The organism is Acidimicrobiales bacterium, assembly GCA_035316325.1.
In the GTDB taxonomy this organism is placed as follows: Bacteria; Actinomycetota; Acidimicrobiia; order Acidimicrobiales; family VFJN01; genus DASXTK01.
The window spans coordinates 45,172-63,982 of sequence record DATHJB010000170.1; the positions used below are offsets into that span (position 1 = coordinate 45,172).

At 72.3% G+C, this 18,811-nt stretch carries 16 protein-coding genes; 14 read left to right on the forward strand and 2 right to left on the reverse strand.

Annotated features, from left to right (window positions below; genetic code table 11):
* Window positions 1–75: 75 nt before the first annotated feature.
* Both VK611_22360 and otsB read left to right on the forward strand, forming a co-directional pair.
* Complete coding sequence (locus tag VK611_22360; protein HMG44092.1) at window positions 76–591, forward strand: LytR C-terminal domain-containing protein; 516 nt, start codon at window positions 76–78, stop codon at window positions 589–591.
* Window positions 592–628: 37 nt separating this feature from the next.
* Complete coding sequence (gene otsB, locus VK611_22365; protein ID HMG44093.1) at window positions 629–1,408, forward strand: trehalose-phosphatase; 780 nt, start codon at window positions 629–631, stop codon at window positions 1,406–1,408.
* A gap of 14 nt (window positions 1,409–1,422) precedes the next feature.
* On the opposite strand, the gene VK611_22370 is transcribed toward otsB, so the two are convergent.
* Window positions 1,423–2,799 carry a trehalose-6-phosphate synthase gene (locus tag VK611_22370; GenBank protein ID HMG44094.1) on the reverse strand — a complete coding sequence of 459 codons (1,377 nt, stop codon included), beginning with the start codon at window positions 2,797–2,799 and terminating at the stop codon, window positions 1,423–1,425.
* Between the two features lie 170 nt (window positions 2,800–2,969).
* Between VK611_22370 and VK611_22375 the strand changes: the two genes are divergently transcribed.
* Genes VK611_22375 through VK611_22385 form a run of 3 tightly spaced genes read left to right on the forward strand, consistent with a single transcriptional unit; the run spans window position 2,970 to window position 6,314 of the window.
* Entirely contained in the window at window positions 2,970–4,019 is a 1,050-nt protein-coding gene (locus VK611_22375; GenBank protein HMG44095.1) for a glycerate kinase, read from the forward strand.
* On the forward strand, window positions 4,016–5,374 hold the full coding sequence (locus tag VK611_22380; GenBank protein ID HMG44096.1) for an AI-2E family transporter: 1,359 nt from the start codon (window positions 4,016–4,018) through the stop codon (window positions 5,372–5,374). The genes VK611_22375 and VK611_22380 overlap by 4 nt, the downstream gene beginning before the upstream one ends.
* 43 nt (window positions 5,375–5,417) lie before the next feature.
* Window positions 5,418–6,314 carry a glucosyl-3-phosphoglycerate synthase gene (locus VK611_22385; protein ID HMG44097.1) on the forward strand — a complete coding sequence of 299 codons (897 nt, stop codon included), beginning with the start codon at window positions 5,418–5,420 and terminating at the stop codon, window positions 6,312–6,314.
* Between the two features lie 31 nt (window positions 6,315–6,345).
* Here the strand turns inward: VK611_22385 and folP are convergent, their stop codons facing one another.
* Window positions 6,346–7,254 carry a dihydropteroate synthase gene (folP, locus tag VK611_22390; GenBank protein ID HMG44098.1) on the reverse strand — a complete coding sequence of 303 codons (909 nt, stop codon included), beginning with the start codon at window positions 7,252–7,254 and terminating at the stop codon, window positions 6,346–6,348.
* A 96-nt stretch (window positions 7,255–7,350) separates the two neighbouring features.
* Here folP and VK611_22395 point away from each other — a divergent pair, with 96 nt between their 5' ends.
* The 9 genes from VK611_22395 (at window position 7,351) to VK611_22435 (ending at window position 18,810) form a co-directional block, all read left to right on the forward strand.
* Entirely contained in the window at window positions 7,351–7,626 is a 276-nt protein-coding gene (locus VK611_22395; protein ID HMG44099.1) for a ubiquitin-like small modifier protein 1, read from the forward strand.
* A 122-nt stretch (window positions 7,627–7,748) separates the two neighbouring features.
* Window positions 7,749–9,371, forward strand: a complete 1,623-nt coding sequence (groL, locus tag VK611_22400; GenBank protein HMG44100.1) for a chaperonin GroEL — start codon at window positions 7,749–7,751, stop codon at window positions 9,369–9,371.
* A gap of 147 nt (window positions 9,372–9,518) precedes the next feature.
* Window positions 9,519–10,166, forward strand: coding sequence for a histidine phosphatase family protein (locus VK611_22405; GenBank protein ID HMG44101.1), 648 nt, complete (start codon window positions 9,519–9,521; stop codon window positions 10,164–10,166).
* 178 nt (window positions 10,167–10,344) lie between these two features.
* A complete protein-coding gene (locus VK611_22410) occupies window positions 10,345–12,348 on the forward strand; it encodes a hypothetical protein (GenBank protein HMG44102.1) in 2,004 nt (667 codons plus the stop codon).
* Window positions 12,349–12,391: 43 nt separating this feature from the next.
* Complete coding sequence (locus tag VK611_22415; protein ID HMG44103.1) at window positions 12,392–14,341, forward strand: hypothetical protein; 1,950 nt, start codon at window positions 12,392–12,394, stop codon at window positions 14,339–14,341.
* Entirely contained in the window at window positions 14,338–16,005 is a 1,668-nt protein-coding gene (locus VK611_22420; protein HMG44104.1) for a hypothetical protein, read from the forward strand. The genes VK611_22415 and VK611_22420 overlap by 4 nt, the downstream gene beginning before the upstream one ends.
* Window positions 16,006–16,154: 149 nt before the next feature.
* Complete coding sequence (locus VK611_22425) at window positions 16,155–16,523, forward strand: hypothetical protein (protein HMG44105.1); 369 nt, start codon at window positions 16,155–16,157, stop codon at window positions 16,521–16,523.
* Between the two features lie 81 nt (window positions 16,524–16,604).
* On the forward strand, window positions 16,605–17,312 hold the full coding sequence (locus VK611_22430) for a chlorite dismutase family protein (GenBank protein ID HMG44106.1): 708 nt from the start codon (window positions 16,605–16,607) through the stop codon (window positions 17,310–17,312).
* Between the two features lie 223 nt (window positions 17,313–17,535).
* A complete protein-coding gene (locus VK611_22435) occupies window positions 17,536–18,810 on the forward strand; it encodes a branched-chain amino acid ABC transporter permease (protein HMG44107.1) in 1,275 nt (424 codons plus the stop codon).
* The last annotated feature ends 1 nt before the right edge of the window (window position 18,811 follow it).

An 18,811-nucleotide genomic window follows, 5' to 3' on the forward strand; every position in this document is an offset into this window, starting at 1 on the left:
CCCGGCGCCACCGGCGCCGGCGTCCGATGGCGTACCGTCGAGATCTCCCACACGGACCTTCCAGGAGGCCGGAGAATGGTTCCTGAGCGCACCCAACCGCGCGCCAACCCCGCACGGGGGGTGGCGCTGATAGCGACCGCCGTGATCGTCGGGTTCCTGCTGCTGCGCAACTGGGACGGTGGCATCGCCGGGGGGAGCGAGGCGATCGACGCCGAGGCGGGCGGCGACGCGGCAGGTGGCGCCGGGGGGACGACCACCACCCTGCCGCCGACCACGGTGGCGGCGCGGCCGCCGTCCGAGGTGACGATCCGGGTGCTCAACGCCACCGACGTGGTGGGCGCCGCCGGCAGCCAGAGCGAGATCCTCCAGCAGAACGGCTACCAGGCGGTCGAGCCCGACGACGCCGGCATGACGCTCGAGACCACCAAGGTCCTCTACGCCGCCGGCTACGAGCAGGAGGCCGCCGAGATGGCCCGGGCCATCAACTCGCCGCCGGACGCCCTGGAAGCCATCGCCGAGCCCCCACAGGTCGACCCGGCCGGCGCCAACCTGGTCGTCCTCCTGGGCGCGGACCTCGCCAGCGCCCTCTGACCCTGTTGCCATAGCCACCCCCGATACGGTTCGGGGCGTGAGCTCCGCCACGGCTCTTGTCGCTCCCATCGTCCGTCGCGCCGACGAGAGCGGTGTGCTCCTCGACTTCGACGGGACGCTCGCGCCCATCGTCGACGAGCCCGCATCGGCCCGCCCGCTCGACGGCGTGATCGAGGTCCTCGAGGAGCTGACCCGGTCGTACCGGCTCGTCGGTGTGCTGTCGGGGCGGCCGGTGGCCTTCCTCGTCCCGTTGCTCCCGCCCGGCCTGGTCGTCTCGGGCCTGTACGGCCTCGAGGTGGTGCGGGACGGCCAACGGACCGACCACCCCTACGCGGGCTCGTGGCGGGAGGTGGTCGAGGACGTCGTGCGGACGTCCCGGTCGCGGGGCCCCGACGGGATGGACGTCGAGTCGAAGGGCCTGTCGCTCACCCTGCACTACCGCTCGCATCCCGAGCTGGCCGAGGCGGTGCTCGCCTGGGCCAAGGGCCAGGCGGCCCGTTCGGGGCTGCAGGCCCGGCCGGCCCGCATGTCGGTGGAGCTGCACCCGCCCATACCTGCCGACAAGGGCACCGCCCTGGAGGACCTGGCCGGTGGGATGGCGGGGGTCGCCTACGTGGGCGACGACCGGGGCGACCTCCCCGCCTTCGACGCCCTCGACCGCCTGACCGCCGCCGACCCCGAGCTGCACGCCCTCAAGGTCGCCGTCGCCAGCGCCGAGGCCCCGGCCGAGCTGGTCGACCGGGCCGACCTGGTCCTCGACGGCCCAACCGCGGTGCTCGCCTTCCTCCGGACCCTCGTCCCCGGCGACACGCCCTAGGCCCGCCCGACCTGTCACCCAGCCGCGCGGAGCTGCTCGGCGAGCCAGTCGGACGGGGTGCGCTGCTCGACGATCGTGCGGAGGCGCTTCGCGTGGTCGCTGCGGGCGTCGGGGGACATGCGGAGCGCCCGGTCGAGGACGTCGGCGGTGCCGGCGACGTCGAACGGGGGGACAGCCAGGGCGACGTCGCCCAGCTCGGCCCACGCCCCGGCCTCCCGGGACAGGCACAGCACCCCGTCGCGCTCGTTCACCAGCGCCGCCTCCTTGGCGACCAGGTTGAGGCCGTCGCGCACCGGGTTCACCAGCAGCACGTCGGCCCGCCGCAGCAACGCCACCGACCGGGGGTAGTCGTCGCTGGTGTCGTAGACGATCGGCGTCCAGTCGGACGTCGCCCACCGGTCGTTGATCGAGGCGACCACCGCGTCGACCTCCGCCTGGTAGCGGACGTACTCGGGCACCCCGCCCCGCGACGGGTACACGGAGGCGGCGAAGACGACCCGCTCCCGCCAGTCCGGGTACCGGTCGAGCAGGTCGTCGAAGGCCAGGAACCCCCGGAGGATGTTCTTCGACAGCTCGATGCGGTCGACCCGCCCGACCACCAGCCGGTCGCCGACCGCCGAGCACAGCGACGCGAACGCCGTGTCGCAGGCGGCCGACGAGGCGGCTCGGCGCACGTCGTCGGCGTCGGCCGGCAAGGGCGACACGAACGTCCGGGGCGTCAGCGCCAGCACCTCCCGGCAGCAGGCGGTGAAGTCGTCGGCCCAGCGCTGGGTGTGGAAGCCGCAGGCGTTGAAGGCGCAGAGACCCGCCAGCAGCTCGGCGGCCACGTGGTCGGGCAGCACCCGCAGCCACGTCGGGGTGGCGAACGGCGTGTGGGCGAAGTGGACCAGCGCCAGGTCGGGCCGGTGCTCGGCCAGGTCGTGGGCCACCAGCGCCAGGTGGTAGTCCTGCACCAGCACCGCGGCACCCGTCGGGGCGTCGTTCATGACGGCGCTGGCGAACGCCTGGTTGAGCTTGCGGTAGGCGCCCCACGCCTCCCGGAACTCCCGCCCGAAGGCGGGCGAGCGGGGCAGGTCGTAGAGGCCGTGGTGGAGGAACCAGAGGACCTGGTTGCTGACCTCGTCGTAGGCCCGCCGGTAGACGTCGGGGTCGATGGCCAGGAGCCGGGCCCGGAAGCCGTCGGCCTCGACGGTGCCGTGGGCGGCGGCGCGGCGGTCGGCGTCGGAGATGGCGGCGGCGATCCACGTCGCCCGGGTGCCGGCGACCAGCGGCCCGATGCCCGAGACCAGCCCGCCCGCCCCCCGTCGACCGACCAGTTGGCCGTCCTCCCGCTCGGAGAACGACACCGGCCCACGGTTGGACACGATCACCACGTCTCGTTCCACCACCACCGTGCAGAAGCTACTTGCCTCGGCGCAGCCGAGACCGCTTGGGGCGGTGGCGGGGTGGTTGGCGGGCTACTGGCCTCACGTCACCCGGACCCCACCCGCGCCGTAGCCGCAGGACGCCCAAGCGTGAGGCACCCGACCGACCCCCACGCAGCGGGCAGACTGGCGGGCCTATGCGCTTGGTGGCGGCCCCCGACAAGCTGCGTGGCACGGCCACGGCGCACGATGTCGCGGCCGCGCTCGGGCGGGCGGCGGCCGCAGCTGGCTGGGAATGCGTCGAGCAGCCGGTGGCCGACGGGGGCGAGGGGACGCTCGAGGTGTTCGGCGGCCCCAACCGCACGACCCGCGTGACCGGCCCGCTGGGCGACCCGGTCGACGCCGAGTGGCGCCTCGACGGGAAGACCGCCGTCGTCGAGATGGCCCGGGCGTCCGGCCTCGACCTGGTGGGCGGCCCCGAGGGCAACGACCCGGTGGCGGCGTCGACGGTCGGCACCGGCGAGCTCCTGTCGAAGGCCCTGGAGTTGGGCGCCCGCCGCCTGCTGGTGGGCCTGGGCGGTTCGGCGACCACCGACGGCGGCCTGGGCGCCCTGCGCGCCCTCTACCCCCTCCAGAGGCTGCGGGGCATCGAGCTGATCGTGATGTGCGACGTGCGCACGGCGTTCGTCGACGCCGCCGAGGTGTTCGCCCCCCAGAAGGGTGCCTCGCCCGCCCAGGTGGAGCTGCTGCGCCGCCGCCTGATCCGCCTGGCCGAGGTGTACCTGGAGGACCACGGCGTCGACGTTCTGGAGCTCCAGGGTGCCGGTTCCGCCGGTGGCCTGGCCGGAGGGCTTGCCGCGGCCGGCGGCACCCTGCTGGGCGGCTTCGACGCCATCGCCGACGAGGTGGCCCTGCCCGACGCCGTGGAGGATGCCGACCTGGTGATCACCGCCGAGGGCTTCCTCGACGAGCAGTCGTTCGAGGGCAAGGTCGTGGGAGGGGTGGCGGAACTCGCGGCCTCGTTGGGCGTACCCTGCCTCGCCATCGTGGGCGACTCAGTGGACCTCGAGGCGGAGGGCATCGTGGATCGAGTGGAGAGCGACGGGCCGGGCGGGCGGCTCCGGGTCGTGTCGCTCGTGGAGCGGTTCGGTCGGGAGCGCGCCGAGAGCGCCCCGGTCGAGTGCATCGAGGAGGTCGCGGCCGAGGCCCTCGCCACCGCCGGCCGAACGGGCGCCCCGCAGCAATGACCGAAGCGATACGCCGCGCCGGGCAGGTCGCCTGGGCGCTGACGGGGATGGCGGTGGTGCTGGCCATCCTGTTGTACCTCGGCTGGGTGATCCGGGTGGTGTGGCCGCCGCTGATCCTGGCGGGCGCCATCGTGTTCCTGCTCAACCCGATCGTCACGATGCTGCACCGCCGCGGCCTGCCCCGGGTGCTGGGCACGGCGGCCACCTACCTGGGCGGGGTCGGCCTGGTCGTGCTGGTCGGCTTCCTCCTGGCCCCGCAGGTGGGCGATCAGTGGGACGAGCTGGCCGACGACTGGCCCGAGCTGCGCGAGGAGGTGGAGGACTGGGTCGACGACCGCGCCGAGCAGTCGGCCGAGAACGACTGGCCGGTCCAGATCCCGACGTGGAACGAGCTCGAGGACTCGCTGTCCGACGACCACGCCCCCCGCGACCTCGACGGCGACGGCGACGTCACCGCCGCCGAGCGGGCCGAGCAGCGCCGCGACGAGCTGTTCGACCAGATCGACAGCTTCCGCGAGATGGGCCTGCGGATCTTCCACGTCGGCCTGATCTTCGTGCTGGCGCCGATCATCGCCTTCTACCTGCTGATCGACCTGCCCCACATCCGGCGCGTCACCGAGAGCCTGGTGCCGGAGGCCCGCAAGCAGGAGGTGCAGCTGGTCGCGCACCGGCTGAACCTCGCCATCGGCGGCTACTTCCGCGGACAGCTCCTGGTGGCGGGGATCGTGGGGACGATGGCGTCGATCGGCCTCGCCATCATCGACCTGCCGTTCTGGCTGGTGGTCGGCATGGTGGCCGGCATCTTCAACATGATCCCGATGGTCGGGCCGTACCTCGGCGCCGTGCCCGGCGTGGTGGTCGCCCTGACGACCGGGGACCCCACGAAGGCCCTGTGGGTGATCGTGGTGATGGTCGTCGTCCAGCAGATCGACAACCACTTCATCAGCCCGGTGGTGATGCAGCGGGCGGTGAGGCTGCACCCGGCGGTCGTCATGCTGACCCTGCTGGCGGGCGGCACCCTGGGCGGGTTCTTCGGCCTGCTGCTGGCGGTGCCGACCGTGGCCGTGCTGAAGGTCCTGGTCGGGCACCTGTGGCGTACCTACGTGCTGCAGCAGCCCATCGAGGTCGAGGCGCTGGCGTTCGCGGCGATGGACACCCAGCCCGGCGTCGGGCCCGTCGAGAAGGTCGAGCAGCGCAGCGAGCCGCTCGACCGCATCGCCTACCCGGTCGACTCGGACACAGTGCCCGAGCCGGAGCCGGACGCTCCGGACGACGCCGCGACCACGGAGAGCGGCGACGATCCGGAGAATTCTGCCACCGACAGCGCCGACGACGACGAGCCCTCGGCAGACTGACTGCCCGCCCGGTCCCTCCGGACGGACCGCCACGAGGATGCCGATGCCCACACCCCGACGCGCCGCGGCTGCGGACTACACCGTCGAGCCCTTCGCCGACCGCACGGCGACGGCGACGCTGGTGGTGCCGGCGCGCGACGAGGCGGCCAGCGTCGCCCACACGGTGATGGGCGCGGTGGTGATGCAGAAGCTCGACGTGATCGACCGGGTGCTGGTGGTCGACGGTGGCTCGTCGGACGACACGATGCTGGAGGCCCAGCTGGCCGGCGCCGACGTGGTCGCCGCAGCCGACGTGTGGCCCGAACTGGGCCCGGTGCTGGGCAAGGGCGACGCCCTGTGGCGGGCGCTGGCCCTGGTCGACACCGACGTGGTGGCGTTCCTCGACGCCGACCTGGAGGGGGACATCGGCCGGTTCGTGCGGGGCCTGGTGGGGCCGCTGGTGCTCGGGGGCGCCGAGACCCAGTTCGTGAAGGGGTCGTTCCACCGCATCAACCCCGACGGCGCCGATGCGGCCGATCCGTTCGACGGTGGCCGCGTCACCGAGCTGATGGCCCGACCGCTGCTCAACCTGTGGCGCCCCGACCTGGCGGGCTTCTACCAGCCCCTCGGCGGCCAGGTGGCGGGCCGCACCGAGCTGCTGCGGTCGCTCCCGATGCTCACGGGCTACGCGGTGGAGGTCGCGATGCTGGTCGACGTGGTCGACCGGGTGGGCCTCGATGCCGTGGTGGAGGTCGACCTGGGCTCGCTGCGCAACCGGTCCCGTCCCACGGCCGCCCTGGCGCCCATGGCCCAGGAGGTGCTCTACGGCTTCGCCTCCCGGGTGCTGCCCGACGACGTCGTGCCGCCCTGGTCGCCGTACGTCCGCCCCCGGCGGGACGGCACCGGCGTGGAGGCCGACACAGCCCTCGTGGTGGAGCGCCCGCCTCACAGCGGTCTTTGAAGGGAAACGACCACATACGGGTCGTTTCCCTTCAAAGACGAGGGGGCGGCGGCTGGCGGCGCAGGTGGACGGGCAGCTCGAGGTCCTCGGGGATGTCGTTCCGGCCCGCCAGCACGTCGGCGACGGCCAGGTAGTCGGCGACCTCGGCCACGTCGTGCACCCGGAACACGTAGCCCGGCTGGGCGGCCAGGTGCCCGACGGCCGCCAGCGTCCCGGCCAGGCGCTCCCGGGGCGGCCGCCCGGTGATCGCCCCCACGAAGTCCTTGCGGGACAGGGCCAGCAGCAGCGGCCGGCCCAGGGCCCGCACGCGGTCGATCTCCCGCAGCACCGTCACCGTCTGGTACGGGGTCTTGGAGAAGTCGGGTCCCGGGTCGAGCACGATCGACTCCCGGGCCACGCCCCGCCGCGTCGCCTCGTCGATCGAGGCGTTCAGCATCGACACGACGTCGCCGGTCACGTTGTCGTAGAGCAGGGGGTCGGTGAGCCGCTCCTTCGGCCTGGAGCGGTTGTGCATGAGCACCAGCCCCGCCCCGACCTCGGCGCACAGGTCGGCGATCTCCGGGTAGAGCAGCCCGCTCACGTCGTTGACCATCGCCGCCCCTGCCGCCAGCACCGCCTCGACCACCGGCGGCTTGTAGGTGTCGACCGACACGAGCACGTCGGGCAGCGCCGCCAGGATCCCCTCCACCACCGGAAGCACCCGGCGGACCTCCTCGTCGGCCTCCACCTCGGGCACGCCGGTGATGCCGGACTGCCCGCCCACGTCGATCACGGTCGCCCCCTGCTCCACCAGCTCGACCGCCCGGGCCACGCGCGAGGCCACGTCCGGGTACTCGCCGGCGTCGGAGAACGAGTCGGGCGTGGCGTTGACGATGCCCATCAGCGCCGGGCGGGAGAGGTCGACAGCACGGCCACGCACGACCAGGCGGGGAGCTTCCACGCCCGCACCCTAGGAGGCCCGAGGAATGCCGGGATCACGGGAGGGGTTGGGTACGATCGCCCGCCGACGTCCCACCCTCTCCGAGGTGTCCTCCCCATGACCGTGTCCGTTCGCATCCCCACCACGCTGCGCACCCTCACCGCCGGCCAGTCCGAGGTGAAGCTGGAGGGAACGACCGTCGGCGAGGTGCTGACCAACCTGGACGAGGCCCATCCCGGCTTCTCCAGCCGCCTGCTCGACGACGACGGCAACCTGCGCCGCTTCGTCAACGTGTTCGTCGCCGACGACGACATCCGCTTCCTCTCCGGCCTCGAGACCCCGGTCCCCGAGGGCGAGACGGTCTCGATCATCCCCGCAGTGGCTGGCGGTTGAACCCCACCGAGGGCGGTTAGCACTCGGCGGTTGCGAGTGCTGACCGAGGGTGCTTGACTGGTTAGCAGTCGCACCAAGAGAGTGCTAAAAGCTCAACCCCGCCCAACGGAGGGAATTCAGGGATGCCGAAGATCATCGCCTTCGACGAGGAAGCACGTCGCAGCCTCGAAGCCGGCATGAACAAGTTGGCCGACGCCGTACGTGTCACGCTCGGCCCGAAGGGCCGCAACGTGGTCCTCGAGAAGAAGTGGGGCGCGCCGACCATCACCAAGGACGGCGTCTCGGTCGCCAAGGAGATCGAGCTGGAGGACCCCTACGAGAAGATCGGCGCCGAGCTGGTCAAGGAGGTCGCCAAGAAGACCGACGACGTCGCCGGTGACGGCACCACCACCGCCACGGTGCTCGCCTGGGCGATGGTCCACGAGGGCCTGCGCAACGTCGCCGCCGGTGCGAACCCGATGAGCCTGAAGAAGGGCATCGAGGTCGCCGTCGACGCCGCGCTCGTCAGCCTGTCGACGCTGTCGAAGGACATCGAGTCCCGCGACCAGATCGCCCAGGTCGCCTCGATCTCGGCGAACAACGACCCCGAGATCGGCGAGCTGATCGCCGACGCCATCGACAAGGTCGGCAAGGACGGCGTGGTCACCGTCGAGGAGTCGAACACCTTCGGCCTGGAGCTCGACTTCACCGAGGGCATGCGCTTCGACAAGGGCTACATCTCGCCCTACTTCGTCACCGACCCCGACCGCATGGAAGCCGTCCTCGAGGATCCGTACGTCCTGCTGGTCAGCTCGAAGATCACGGCCGTGCGCGACATGCTGCCGGTGCTCGAGAAGGTCATGCAGTCGGGCAAGCCGCTGCTGATCATCGCCGAGGACATCGAGGGCGAGGCCCTCGCCACCCTCGTGGTGAACAAGATCCGCGGCACCTTCAAGTCGGCCGCGGTGAAGGCTCCCGGGTTCGGCGAGCGCCGCAAGGCCATGCTGCAGGACATCGCCATCCTCACCGGCGCCCAGGTCGTCAGCGAGGACATCGGCCTCAAGCTGGAGAACACCACGCTCGACCTGCTGGGCACCGCCCGCAAGGTGGTCATCACCAAGGACGAGACCACCATCGTCGACGGTGCCGGCACCGACGAGGACATCAAGGGCCGGATCAACCAGATCAAGGCCGAGATCGACAACACCGACTCCGACTACGACCGGGAGAAGCTCCAGGAGCGCCTGGCCAAGCTGTCCGGTGGTGTCGCGGTGCTCAAGGTCGGCGCCGCCACCGAGGTGGAGCTGAAGGAGAAGAAGCACCGCATCGAGGACGCCGTCTCCACCGCGAAGGCTGCGGTCGAGGAGGGCATCGTCCCCGGTGGTGGTGTGGCGCTCGTGCGCTCGCAGGCGGCGATCCTCACGGCCGCCGAGAAGCTCGAGGGCGACGAGGCCACCGGTGCCCGTCTCGTGGCGAAGGCCATCGAGGAGCCCCTCAAGCAGATCGCGGTGAACGCCGGCCTCGAGGGTGGCGTCGCGGTCCAGCAGGTGAAGTCGCTCGACGGTGCCTTCGGCCTCAACGCCGCCACCGGCGACTACGAGGACCTGCTGGTGGCCGGTGTGGCCGACCCGACGAAGGTCACCCGCTCGGCGCTGCAGAACGCGGCGTCGATCGCCGGGCTGTTCCTCACCACCGAGGCGGTCATCGCCGACAAGCCCGAGGACAACGCCCCCGCCATGCCCGGCGGCGGCATGGAGGACTTCTAGTCCTTCGCTGAAAGACCCCACCCCCGTCTCTCGACGGGTACGACGGCCGGCTGTCCCCGCGACAGCCGGCCGTCGCGTTTTCGGCGCCGCGGAGTCGGTCGAGGCGACGGCCCACCGTTAGGTTGGGGACATGAACGGCGGACGGACATGACGCGGTTGGTCCTCATCCGGCACGGCGAGGCGCAGGTCGCCCTCGACGGCATCATCGCGGGCGAGGAGCACTGCCGGGGCCTGTCCGACCACGGTCGTCGCCAGGCCGCCGCCCTCCGGGACCGCCTCAAGGAGACCGGCGAGCTGGGCGACGTCGGCGCCCTCTACGCCAGCACCGTCCCCCGGGCCCGGGAGACCGCCGAGATCATCGCCCCCGCCCTCGGCCACCTCGACATACGCCTGGAGCGGGAGTTGCGGGAGTTCGACGCCGGCGAGGGCCACGGCCTCACCTGGGAGCAGTTCGACGAGCGCTACCCCCGGCCGGCCACGTTCGATCCGCACACCCTCCGCGCTCCGGGCGGCGAGACGTGGGCGGCGTTCGCCGAGCGGGTGGAGCGGGCGCTCGGCCGGATCGTGCGCGACCACCCCGACCAGACCGTCGTCGTGGCGTGCCACGGCGGCGTGATCGAGCAGTCGTTCCACCTGTGGGGCGTGTCGGCCGTGCAGGGCCTGCACATCGACATCCGGAACACCGGCATCACCGAGTTCCACTGGACCGACGTGTGGCCCTGGCACCAGCCGTCGGAGCCCACCTGGCGCCTCGTGCGCCACAACGACGCCGCGCACCTCGTCGGTCTGGTGTAGACATCGTGCGCCTGAGCGGATGCGTGCGTGAGAATGCGTTGTGGTGGTGCTGCTGGCTGGGAGCCTCGCTGTGGGGCTGTGATCCGGCCGGCAAATCTCCACGCGTAGCCTGAGCGAACGGGCCTATCTGCTCCGGCTCCTGGCTCGACGGGGCCAGAACGGGTTCGGGGGGATTCGGATGAAGCGAGCGCTGCTGGTCGTCGTGTTGGCCGTGACCGCGGTGGCGTGCGATCCCCCGCCCACCCACGGCACGATCGACGTCGCGCTGCCGCACGACCCGGCGAGCTGCGACCCGCTGGGTGGCGAGCGCTGCTACCTGCCCTTCCCCAACGACTACTTCACCGTCCCGGACGCCGACACGGCCACCGGCAAGCGGGTGAACTTCGGGGCCGAGACCCTGCCGGCCAACGCCGCCGGCACGCACGTCGACCCCGCCGAGCTGAACCGCAACGACGGCTTCTCCCCGGGCTCGGCGCTGACGGTGCTGCTGCCGGGGGTCGACCTGGCCGCCAGCGGTGCCGCCCCGATCACCAAGATGGCCGGCTCGCTCGACGAGGACGCACCGATCGTGATCATGGACGTGGCGACGGGGGAGCGGCGCTCCTACTGGGCCGAGACCGACGTCGGTGCTCCCGACGACGCCCACCGGCTGACGTTCGTGCGTCCCACCCAGAACTTCGAGGAGGGCCACACCTACGTCGTGGCCCTGCGGGGCCTGGTCGACGGCGCCGGCGAGCCCCTCGCCCCCACCGACGCCTTCCGCGCCTACCGCGACGCCCTGGACACCGGCATCCCGGCGCTGGAGAACCGCCGCTGGCACATGGAGGGCCTCTTCGGGACCCTCGGCTACTACGGGGTCGAGCGCGACGACCTGATCCTGGCCTGGGACTTCACCGTCGCCAGCGAGCGCAGCCTGTCGGAGCGGGCGCTCGCCATGCGCGACGACGCCTTCGCCCAGCTCGGCGACGCCGCCCCCGCCTTTCAGGTAACGAGCGTGACGGAGAGCACCCGGGACAACCTGCTGCGCGAGGTGCAGGGCACGTTCGAGGTGCCCAACTACCTCACCGGCGACGGCAGCACCGGCCAGGTGCTCAACAACGGCGACGGGCCCGGCCGCTCGCCGATCCCGCAGCGCAACGGCACCTCCACGGCCCGGTTCATCTGCACGATCCCCGACTCGGCCGTCAACGCCGACGGCACCGCCCAGCCGACGCAGGCGTCGCTGTACGGGCACGGGCTGATGGGGAGCGCCCGCGAGGTGCTCGGCGCCGGCTCCCGGTTCTCCCGGATGACCAACACCACGTACTGCGCCACCTGGTGGATCGGCATGTCGGAGGAGGACATCGGCTCGGTGGTGGCGGCGCTGCAGGACATGTCGGCGTTCCGGACGCTGCCCGACCGGCTGCAGCAGTCGCTGCTCAACTTCCAGTTCCTGGGTCGGCTGGTGACGCACGCCGACGGCCTGTCGTCGGACCCGGCGTTCCAGGCCGCCGACGGCACCCCGCTGCTCGACCAGCAGAACCTCACGTTCATCGGCGTCAGCCAGGGCGGCATCCTGGGCGGGGCGGCGACGGCGCTGTCGACCGAGTGGGACCGGGCCTTCCTGGGCGTGCCGGGCATGAACTACTCGACCCTGCTCGACCGCAGCGTCGACTTCGACGTGTTCGCCGAGCTCTACGACCCCAGCTACCCCGACCGGGTCGACCGCCAGATCGGCATCCTCGTCTCCCAGATGCTGTGGGACCGGGGCGAGAACGACGCCTACGCCCAGCACCTCACCGAGGACAACTACCCCGGCTCGGGGGAGAAGCAGGTGCTGCTGTACGAGGCGTTCGGCGACCACCAGGTGGCCAACGTCGGCACCGAGGTGATGGCCCGGACGATCGGCGCCAAGGTGCGGACCCCGGGCCTGGCGGCCGGCCGCAGCCCGGACGTCGAGCCGTTCTGGGACATCCGCGCGCTCGACCCGTCCGAGCTCCCGCACAGCGGCCACTCGTACCTGGTGGTGTGGGACTTCGGCACGCCGACGCCGCCCACCGGCAACGAGCCGAACCGGGCGGGGGACGACCCCCACGGCATGGGCCGCGACCAGACCGAGGTGCTCACCATGGCGCTCACCTTCCTGGAGCAGGGCACCCTGGTCGACACCTGCGCCGCCGGCCCCTGCCAGACCGTCCCCTGACCCTTCGGCTAACCTCTGCGGGCTCGACTTCCTGGGGGACTCGATGCTGGTAGGGCGAACGGAGGCGACCGAGACGGCCGAAGCGCCCGACGCTCCGGCCGACCGGGCGCGCCCCGCCGCGCCCGGGTGGCGGGCCGCGGTGCTGGCGGTCGCCGTGGTCGGCCTGGCGGTGAGCCCCGTCGTGGTCGGGGCGTTCTCCCTCGTCGGCGACACCTGGCATCCGGCGGGCGACTTCGCGCACTTCGTCTACAAGGTGTCGCAGGTGGGCACCCGGGACACGCCGCTGGTGGGCACCTACACCGTCAAGGGCTGGGCGCACCCCGGTCCCCTCGGCTTCTGGCTGAGCGCGCCCCTGTACCGCCTGACCGGCGGCGACCCCCGGGCGCTGCAGTGGACGGCTGCCGCGGCGAACGTGGTGGTCCTGGGCTGCCTCGCCGCCGTCGCCTGGCGCCGGGGCCGCTGGCCGCTGCTGCTCGGCGTCACCGCGCTGATCGCGGTGGTGGTGCACGGCGTCGGGCCCGAGAACCTGGTCGACCTGTGGAACCCCTACCTGCCGCTCACGTCGTTCCTGCTGACGGTGTTCCTGGTGTGGGACGCCGCGCTGGGGCGGCGCCGGGCGCTGGTGGAGGCGGTGATCCCCGCCACGTTCGCCATGCACAACCACCTGGCGTTCGTGTCGCTGGCGGCGCTGCTGGGGTTGTGGCTCTACGCCTGGGTGCGCTGGTGGCCGCGGGTGGTGACACCCGGCGACGACGAGCCCGGGCGCGACGAGCTGCCCCGGGCGCCGTGGGCACCGTGGCGTCGGGTCGTCATCCGGGGGGCGCTGATCTCCGGGGTGCTGTGGCTGCCGGCCCTGGCCGACGCCCTGTTCGACCTGCACAACCCGTGGAACATCGCCCGGTCCTTCGGCAGCAGCCAGGCCCGGGTGGGCCCCGCCGACGCCCTGGGGCTGGTGGGCCGCTACGTCCGCCCCGACGGGCCGTGGATGGGCGGCACCGAGCCCCGCACCGGCGTCATGTTCTCGGTGGTGGGCTCCGGCCCGGTGCCCCTGCTCCTCGTCGTCGGCCTGCTCGTCGCCTGCCTGGTGGCGGCCCGCCGGCGGGGCTTCGCCGACGCCACGGCGCTGACGACGCTGGCCCTGGTGCTGGTGGTCGGCGCGGTGCCGGCCGTCGCCCAGATCCCCATCCCCAACGAGGTGTACCTCACCCAGTGGCTGAAGGTCGTCGGTGGCTTCGCCTGGTTCGCGGTGCTGTGGACGGGCTGGCGGCTGGTGGAACCGTGGGTCCGGCAGGTGCCGCTCCGGCGGACGGCCGCGGCCGCGGTGGCGGGCGCGGTGGTGCTGGCCGGCGCCGCGACCACCTGGGGGAAGGCCACCCAGGTCGAGCTACCGCTCGACACCAGCGGTCGGCAGGTGCAGGAGCTGGTGGCCCAGCTCGACGGCAAGCTGCCCCGCGACGAGACGATCCGGGTCGACCGGCGGGGCGAGTTCTGGCACATCTTCGGGGCCGGCGTCTTCTACGCCCTGGCGGAGGACGGCTACGACGTCGTCACCGACGAGGGCTACGCCGGGCTCAAGTGGGGCCACGAGCACCGCTGGGGCGAGGGCGAGCCCTACGACCTGCTGCTCACCGTCGCCGTCGACCGGGCCGTCGACGAGTGCCGGGCCGACCCCCGGGCCGAGCAGCTGGCCTCCTGGGACTGGCTGTCGCCGGCGGACCGCCGCTGGTTGAGCGACGTGCAGCTACGCCGGCTGGCGGGCGAGGACGCCGTCAGCACCGAGGACAAGGTGCGGGCCGCCGAGCTCGGACGGCACGATCTGCGCCTGGCGATCTTCGAGGGCCCCCGGGTGTGCGCGGACCCCGACCGGTTCGAGTTCCTCGCCACCTCCGACCGCAACGTCCTCCCCCTGGTGGCCGGCGCCGCCGGTGCGATGGTCCTGGCGGCCGGTGCCGGTACGTGGTTCGTCCTCCATCGCCGGCGGGCGACCCCATGACCCTCGTGACGACGGCGGCGCCGACGTCGACCGCGGCGACGCGCCGGAAACCCGACGACGGGCGGTCCTTCGAGCGGTGGGGGATCGCGGTCTACCTCGTCGCCATCGTGGCGGTGGTCGGGGCCATCGTGGGGTGGCTGGGCGGGACGCTCGTCTACGTGGTCGACGACCCGGCGATCCACCTGAGCATCGCCGACACCCTCGTCCACCACGGCACCTGGGGCGTGCAGGAGGGGTCGTTCCAGTCGGCCTCCTCGTCGCCGGTGTGGACGCTGCTGGTGGCGGCGGCAACGGCGCTCATGCCGCCCGACGTCGACATGTGGGCGCCGCTGGTGCTCAACGTGTTGGCCGGCCTCGCCGTGCTGGTCCTGCTGGGCCGCCACCAGTCGGTGCTGAACCCCGGCGCCCGGCGGGTCGACGTGGTCGGGGTGGCCGTGCTGGTCGTGGTGGTGCTGTTCCTCCCGGGCCTGGCCGTGGTGGGCATGGAGCACACCCTGCACATCGCCCTCGTGCTGGCCGTCGTCGCCCTCGTCCAGGAGCCGGGGCCCTGGCGGCCGTGGCTGGTGGGGGGCCTGCTGGCAGTGGCGACCCTGACCCGTTTCGAGACCGCCTTCGTGGCCTTCGGGCTGGCGGTGGGCCTCCTCCTCGACGCCGGGCCGACTCGGTGGGTGATCCGGCGGGCGATCCGGCAGGCGGCGGTGGTGGTCGGGTCGGTCGGGGCCACGCTCGTCGCCTTCGCCGCGGTGAACGTCGCCCTGGGCGGGGGCGTGCTGCCCAACTCGGTGCTCGACAAGGGCCAGGGCGTCGGCAGCACCAACGGCCAGGCCGACGGGGCCAGCGTCGTCGACGTCGCCATGCGGTTCACCCGCGACCCCGTGCTGACGGGGCTCGTCGTCGTCGCCGTGGCCTACCTCCTGGTGACGTGGGGCCGACCGGCGACCCGCCGCGTCGGTGCCGTGGCGCTCGTCGTCGCCACCGCGCTGCACGCCACCTTCGCCGACATGGGCTGGTACGAGCGCTACCAGGCCTACCTCATCGCCATCGGCCTGTACGTCGCGCTGGGCGTCCTCGCCGAGCTGCCCGCCGAGGCCCGGCGCCGGGGGTTGGCGGCCCTGCTGCTGCTGGCCTGCGCCTTCGGGGTGGTGAAGGTCAGCCTGCTGGCGAAGGCGCCCCTGGCCGCCGACGACATGTACCGGGCCCAGTACCAGGCCGGGCTCTTCCTGGACCGCTACTACGACGGTCAGGCGGTCGCGACCGACCAGCTCGGCTACATCAGCCTGCTGCACGAAGGCCCCCTCACCGACCTGGGCGGGCTCGCCGACTACGAGGTGCTGCGCGACCGACCCGAGGGGCCGGCGCTGCCGGGGTACCTGGCGACGCTCGCCGAGGAGCGCGGGTTCGAGGTGGCGGTGGTCTACGGCACGGACGGGCTGAGCAGCGTGCCGCCCGACTGGGTGCTGGCGGGGGCGTTCGAGCTCGACGGCGAACCGGTCACCGGGGTGTCGAACCAGCTGCTGTTCTTCGCGGTGCGACCGGACGAGGCGCTGCCGCTGCAGGAGCACCTGCGCGACTTCGAGGGCGAGCTGCCCGGCCGCGTGCGCCTGCAGCTCAACGAGTTCGCCGGCCTGCAGGCGGATGCCGCCGCGGCCGAGGATGCCGGCTAGGCCCTCGGCTACGTAGCGTCACGGCGCGACCCCCTTGCGCGAGGCTGCTGCAGGAGCAACGATGTCGACCTGCTTCTGAAGGGTGGGGCCCGACGAGGCGGCGACACAAGGAGGTGTCGTGTGGATGATCACGACCGCGGTGTCCGACCGTGACGCTGCTGGTGATCACGGCTGTGCTGATGGCCGGAGTGATGGCGACGGTGGTGGTCGGCGGCCGGCAGCTGCTGGCTGACCCCGGGATGGGCGACGTCCGTCGGCGGCTCGAGGCGCTGCACCGGCAGGTGGTGGCGTGGCAGGCCGCGCACGACCACCAGGTGGAGTCGCTCGACCGGCGGATGCGCGACGTGGAGGAGGCCGCGGCCCGCGCCGAGGAGGAGGCGCGCATCGTCTCCGTGCAGATGGCGGAGCTGACCCGGGGCCTGGTGCGGCGGCTGGAGCAGGTGGAGCAGCGCAACGAGATCGAGCGCCTGGCCGCCCAGGGCCGCACCCTCGACTCCGGCGGCCCGGTCGGGTACTGACCCGCCCAGGGCAAATTGCGTTCGAAAACCCGACATGCGCGGCATTCCGAACGCAATTTCCCGGGGCGTTACTCTCCGAGGATGATCGAAGCGATCTCGCCGGCCGAGGGCTGGGCCGTCCTGCACCTGTTCTGCAAGGTCACGCCGTTGGCCGATACGGATGCGGTGCTCGTCGCCGTCCGGACGCTCACCGCCCCGCGCGCCTCCGTCGAGGGCGCCGAGCACCAGGTCGTGAGCGCCGCGCTGCTGGGCCACAAGGCCGACGTGTGCCTGATGGCGCTGGGCCCCGACCTGTGGCGGCTGCGCCAGTTCCAGACCGACATCCAGGCCGCCGGGCTCGACGTGGTCGACAGCTACCTGTCGCTCACGGAGGTGTCGGAGTACGCCCAGGGCATCCCCGAGGAGCGGCGCCAGGCCCGCCTGTACCCGCAGCTGCCGCCCGACGGGATGAGCGCCTTCTGCTTCTACCCCATGTCGAAGCGCCGCGGTGACGTCGACAACTGGTACCTGCTGTCGTACGGCGACCGGGAGAAGCTGATGTTCGGCCACGGCAGCACCGGTCGCACCTTCGCCGGTCGGGTGCTGCAGCTGATCACCGGCTCCACGGGGATCGACGACTACGAGTGGGGCGTGACGCTGTTCGCCGTGCACCCCGACGACCTCAAGGACGTCGTCTACACGATGCGCTACGACGAGGCGTCGTCGCGGTTCGCCGAGTTCGGCGTCTTCTACACCGGGATGGTGGCTTCCCTACCCGACATCTTGGTCGCCGTCGGCGTCCGCGACTGAGCGAGCGTGGCCCGAGCGGCCCGGCGCTTTGGCGCCGAGAGCGGGAAACACTGAGCACTTCGATGAACACCTCGTTGCACGGCAGGACGTTCTGGTAACCGTCACGGCGCGCGGACCTAAACTCCGCCGGGTCATGGAGGGATCAGTGGTCGGACACCATCGCGATCGGCGGCGCAGGGCGCTGGCAAGACGGGTCGGTTGCCTGCTGGTAGGAGTGGTCGGGTTGGCCGGGCTGGCGGCAGCCGCGGCCCCCGCGGGGGCGCAGGAGCCGCCCGCGGAACAGGCCCCGGCCGACGAGGCGCCCCAGGTCAACGGCCGCATCCGCTACGAGGACGAGGCCGGCGAGGACGTCGCCGTGCCCGACGTGGAGATCACCGTCGAGTCGGAGGACGGGTCGTTCTCCGAGACCCTCACCACCGACGACGAGGGCGTGTTCAGCCTCGACCTGCCGGCACCGGGCAACTACACCGCCGAGATCGACACCAGCGGGCTGCCCGACGGCGTGGGGCTCGCCGACGAGGACCGTGCCACGCTCGACCTCAACCTGTCGCCCGGCCAGGCCCAGCCGCTGCTGTTCCGCCTGGCCACCGGCGACGAGGTCGGCGGCGAGTCGACGCTCGAGAAGCTCCCCGACAGCATCTTCAACGGGATCCGCTTCGGGCTGGTGATCGCCATGTGCGCCATCGGCCTGTCGCTCATCTTCGGCACCACCGGCCTGGTGAACTTCGCGCACGGCGACATGGTCACGTTCGGCGCGCTGCTGGCGTTCTTCTTCAACCGCACGCTCGACATCCCCCTGCTGATCGCGGCGCCCATGGCGGTGGTGGGAGGCGGGTTGTTCGGAGCCGTCTTCAACCGGGGCGTGTGGCGGCCGCTGCGCGACCGGGGCACCGGCCTGGTGGCGATGATGATCGTGAGCTTCGGCATCGGGCTGGGGCTGCGCTACGTGTTCCTCTACCAGTTCCAGGGCGCCCGGCGGAGCTTCGGCGACTTCGACTACCAGCCCGACGACGTCGACCTCGGCCTGATCTCGCCCGTCCCCCGCGACCTGTGGATCATGGGCATCTCGATCGTCGTGCTGGTGGGCGTGGCGGTGTTCCTGCAGCGCACGCTGATGGGCAAGGCCATGCGGGCGGTGTCCGACGACTCCGACCTGGCCGAGTCGTCCGGCGTCGACGTCGAGCGGGTGATCGCCTGGGTGTGGATCACCGGCGGGGGCCTGGCCGCCCTCGGTGGCATCTTCCAGGGCCTCGACCAGAAGATCCAGTGGCAGACCGGCAACCAGCTGCTGCTGCTGATCTTCGCCGGCGTGATCCTCGGCGGCCTCGGCACGTCGTACGGGGCGCTGGTCGGCAGCCTGACGATGGGCCTCCTCATCCAGGTGTCGGCGCTGTTCGTCGACACCGAGGTGCGCAACGCCGCCGCCCTGCTGGTGATGATCGTCGTGCTGATGGTGCGGCCGCAGGGCATCCTCGGCTACGCGGAGAGGGTGGGGTAGC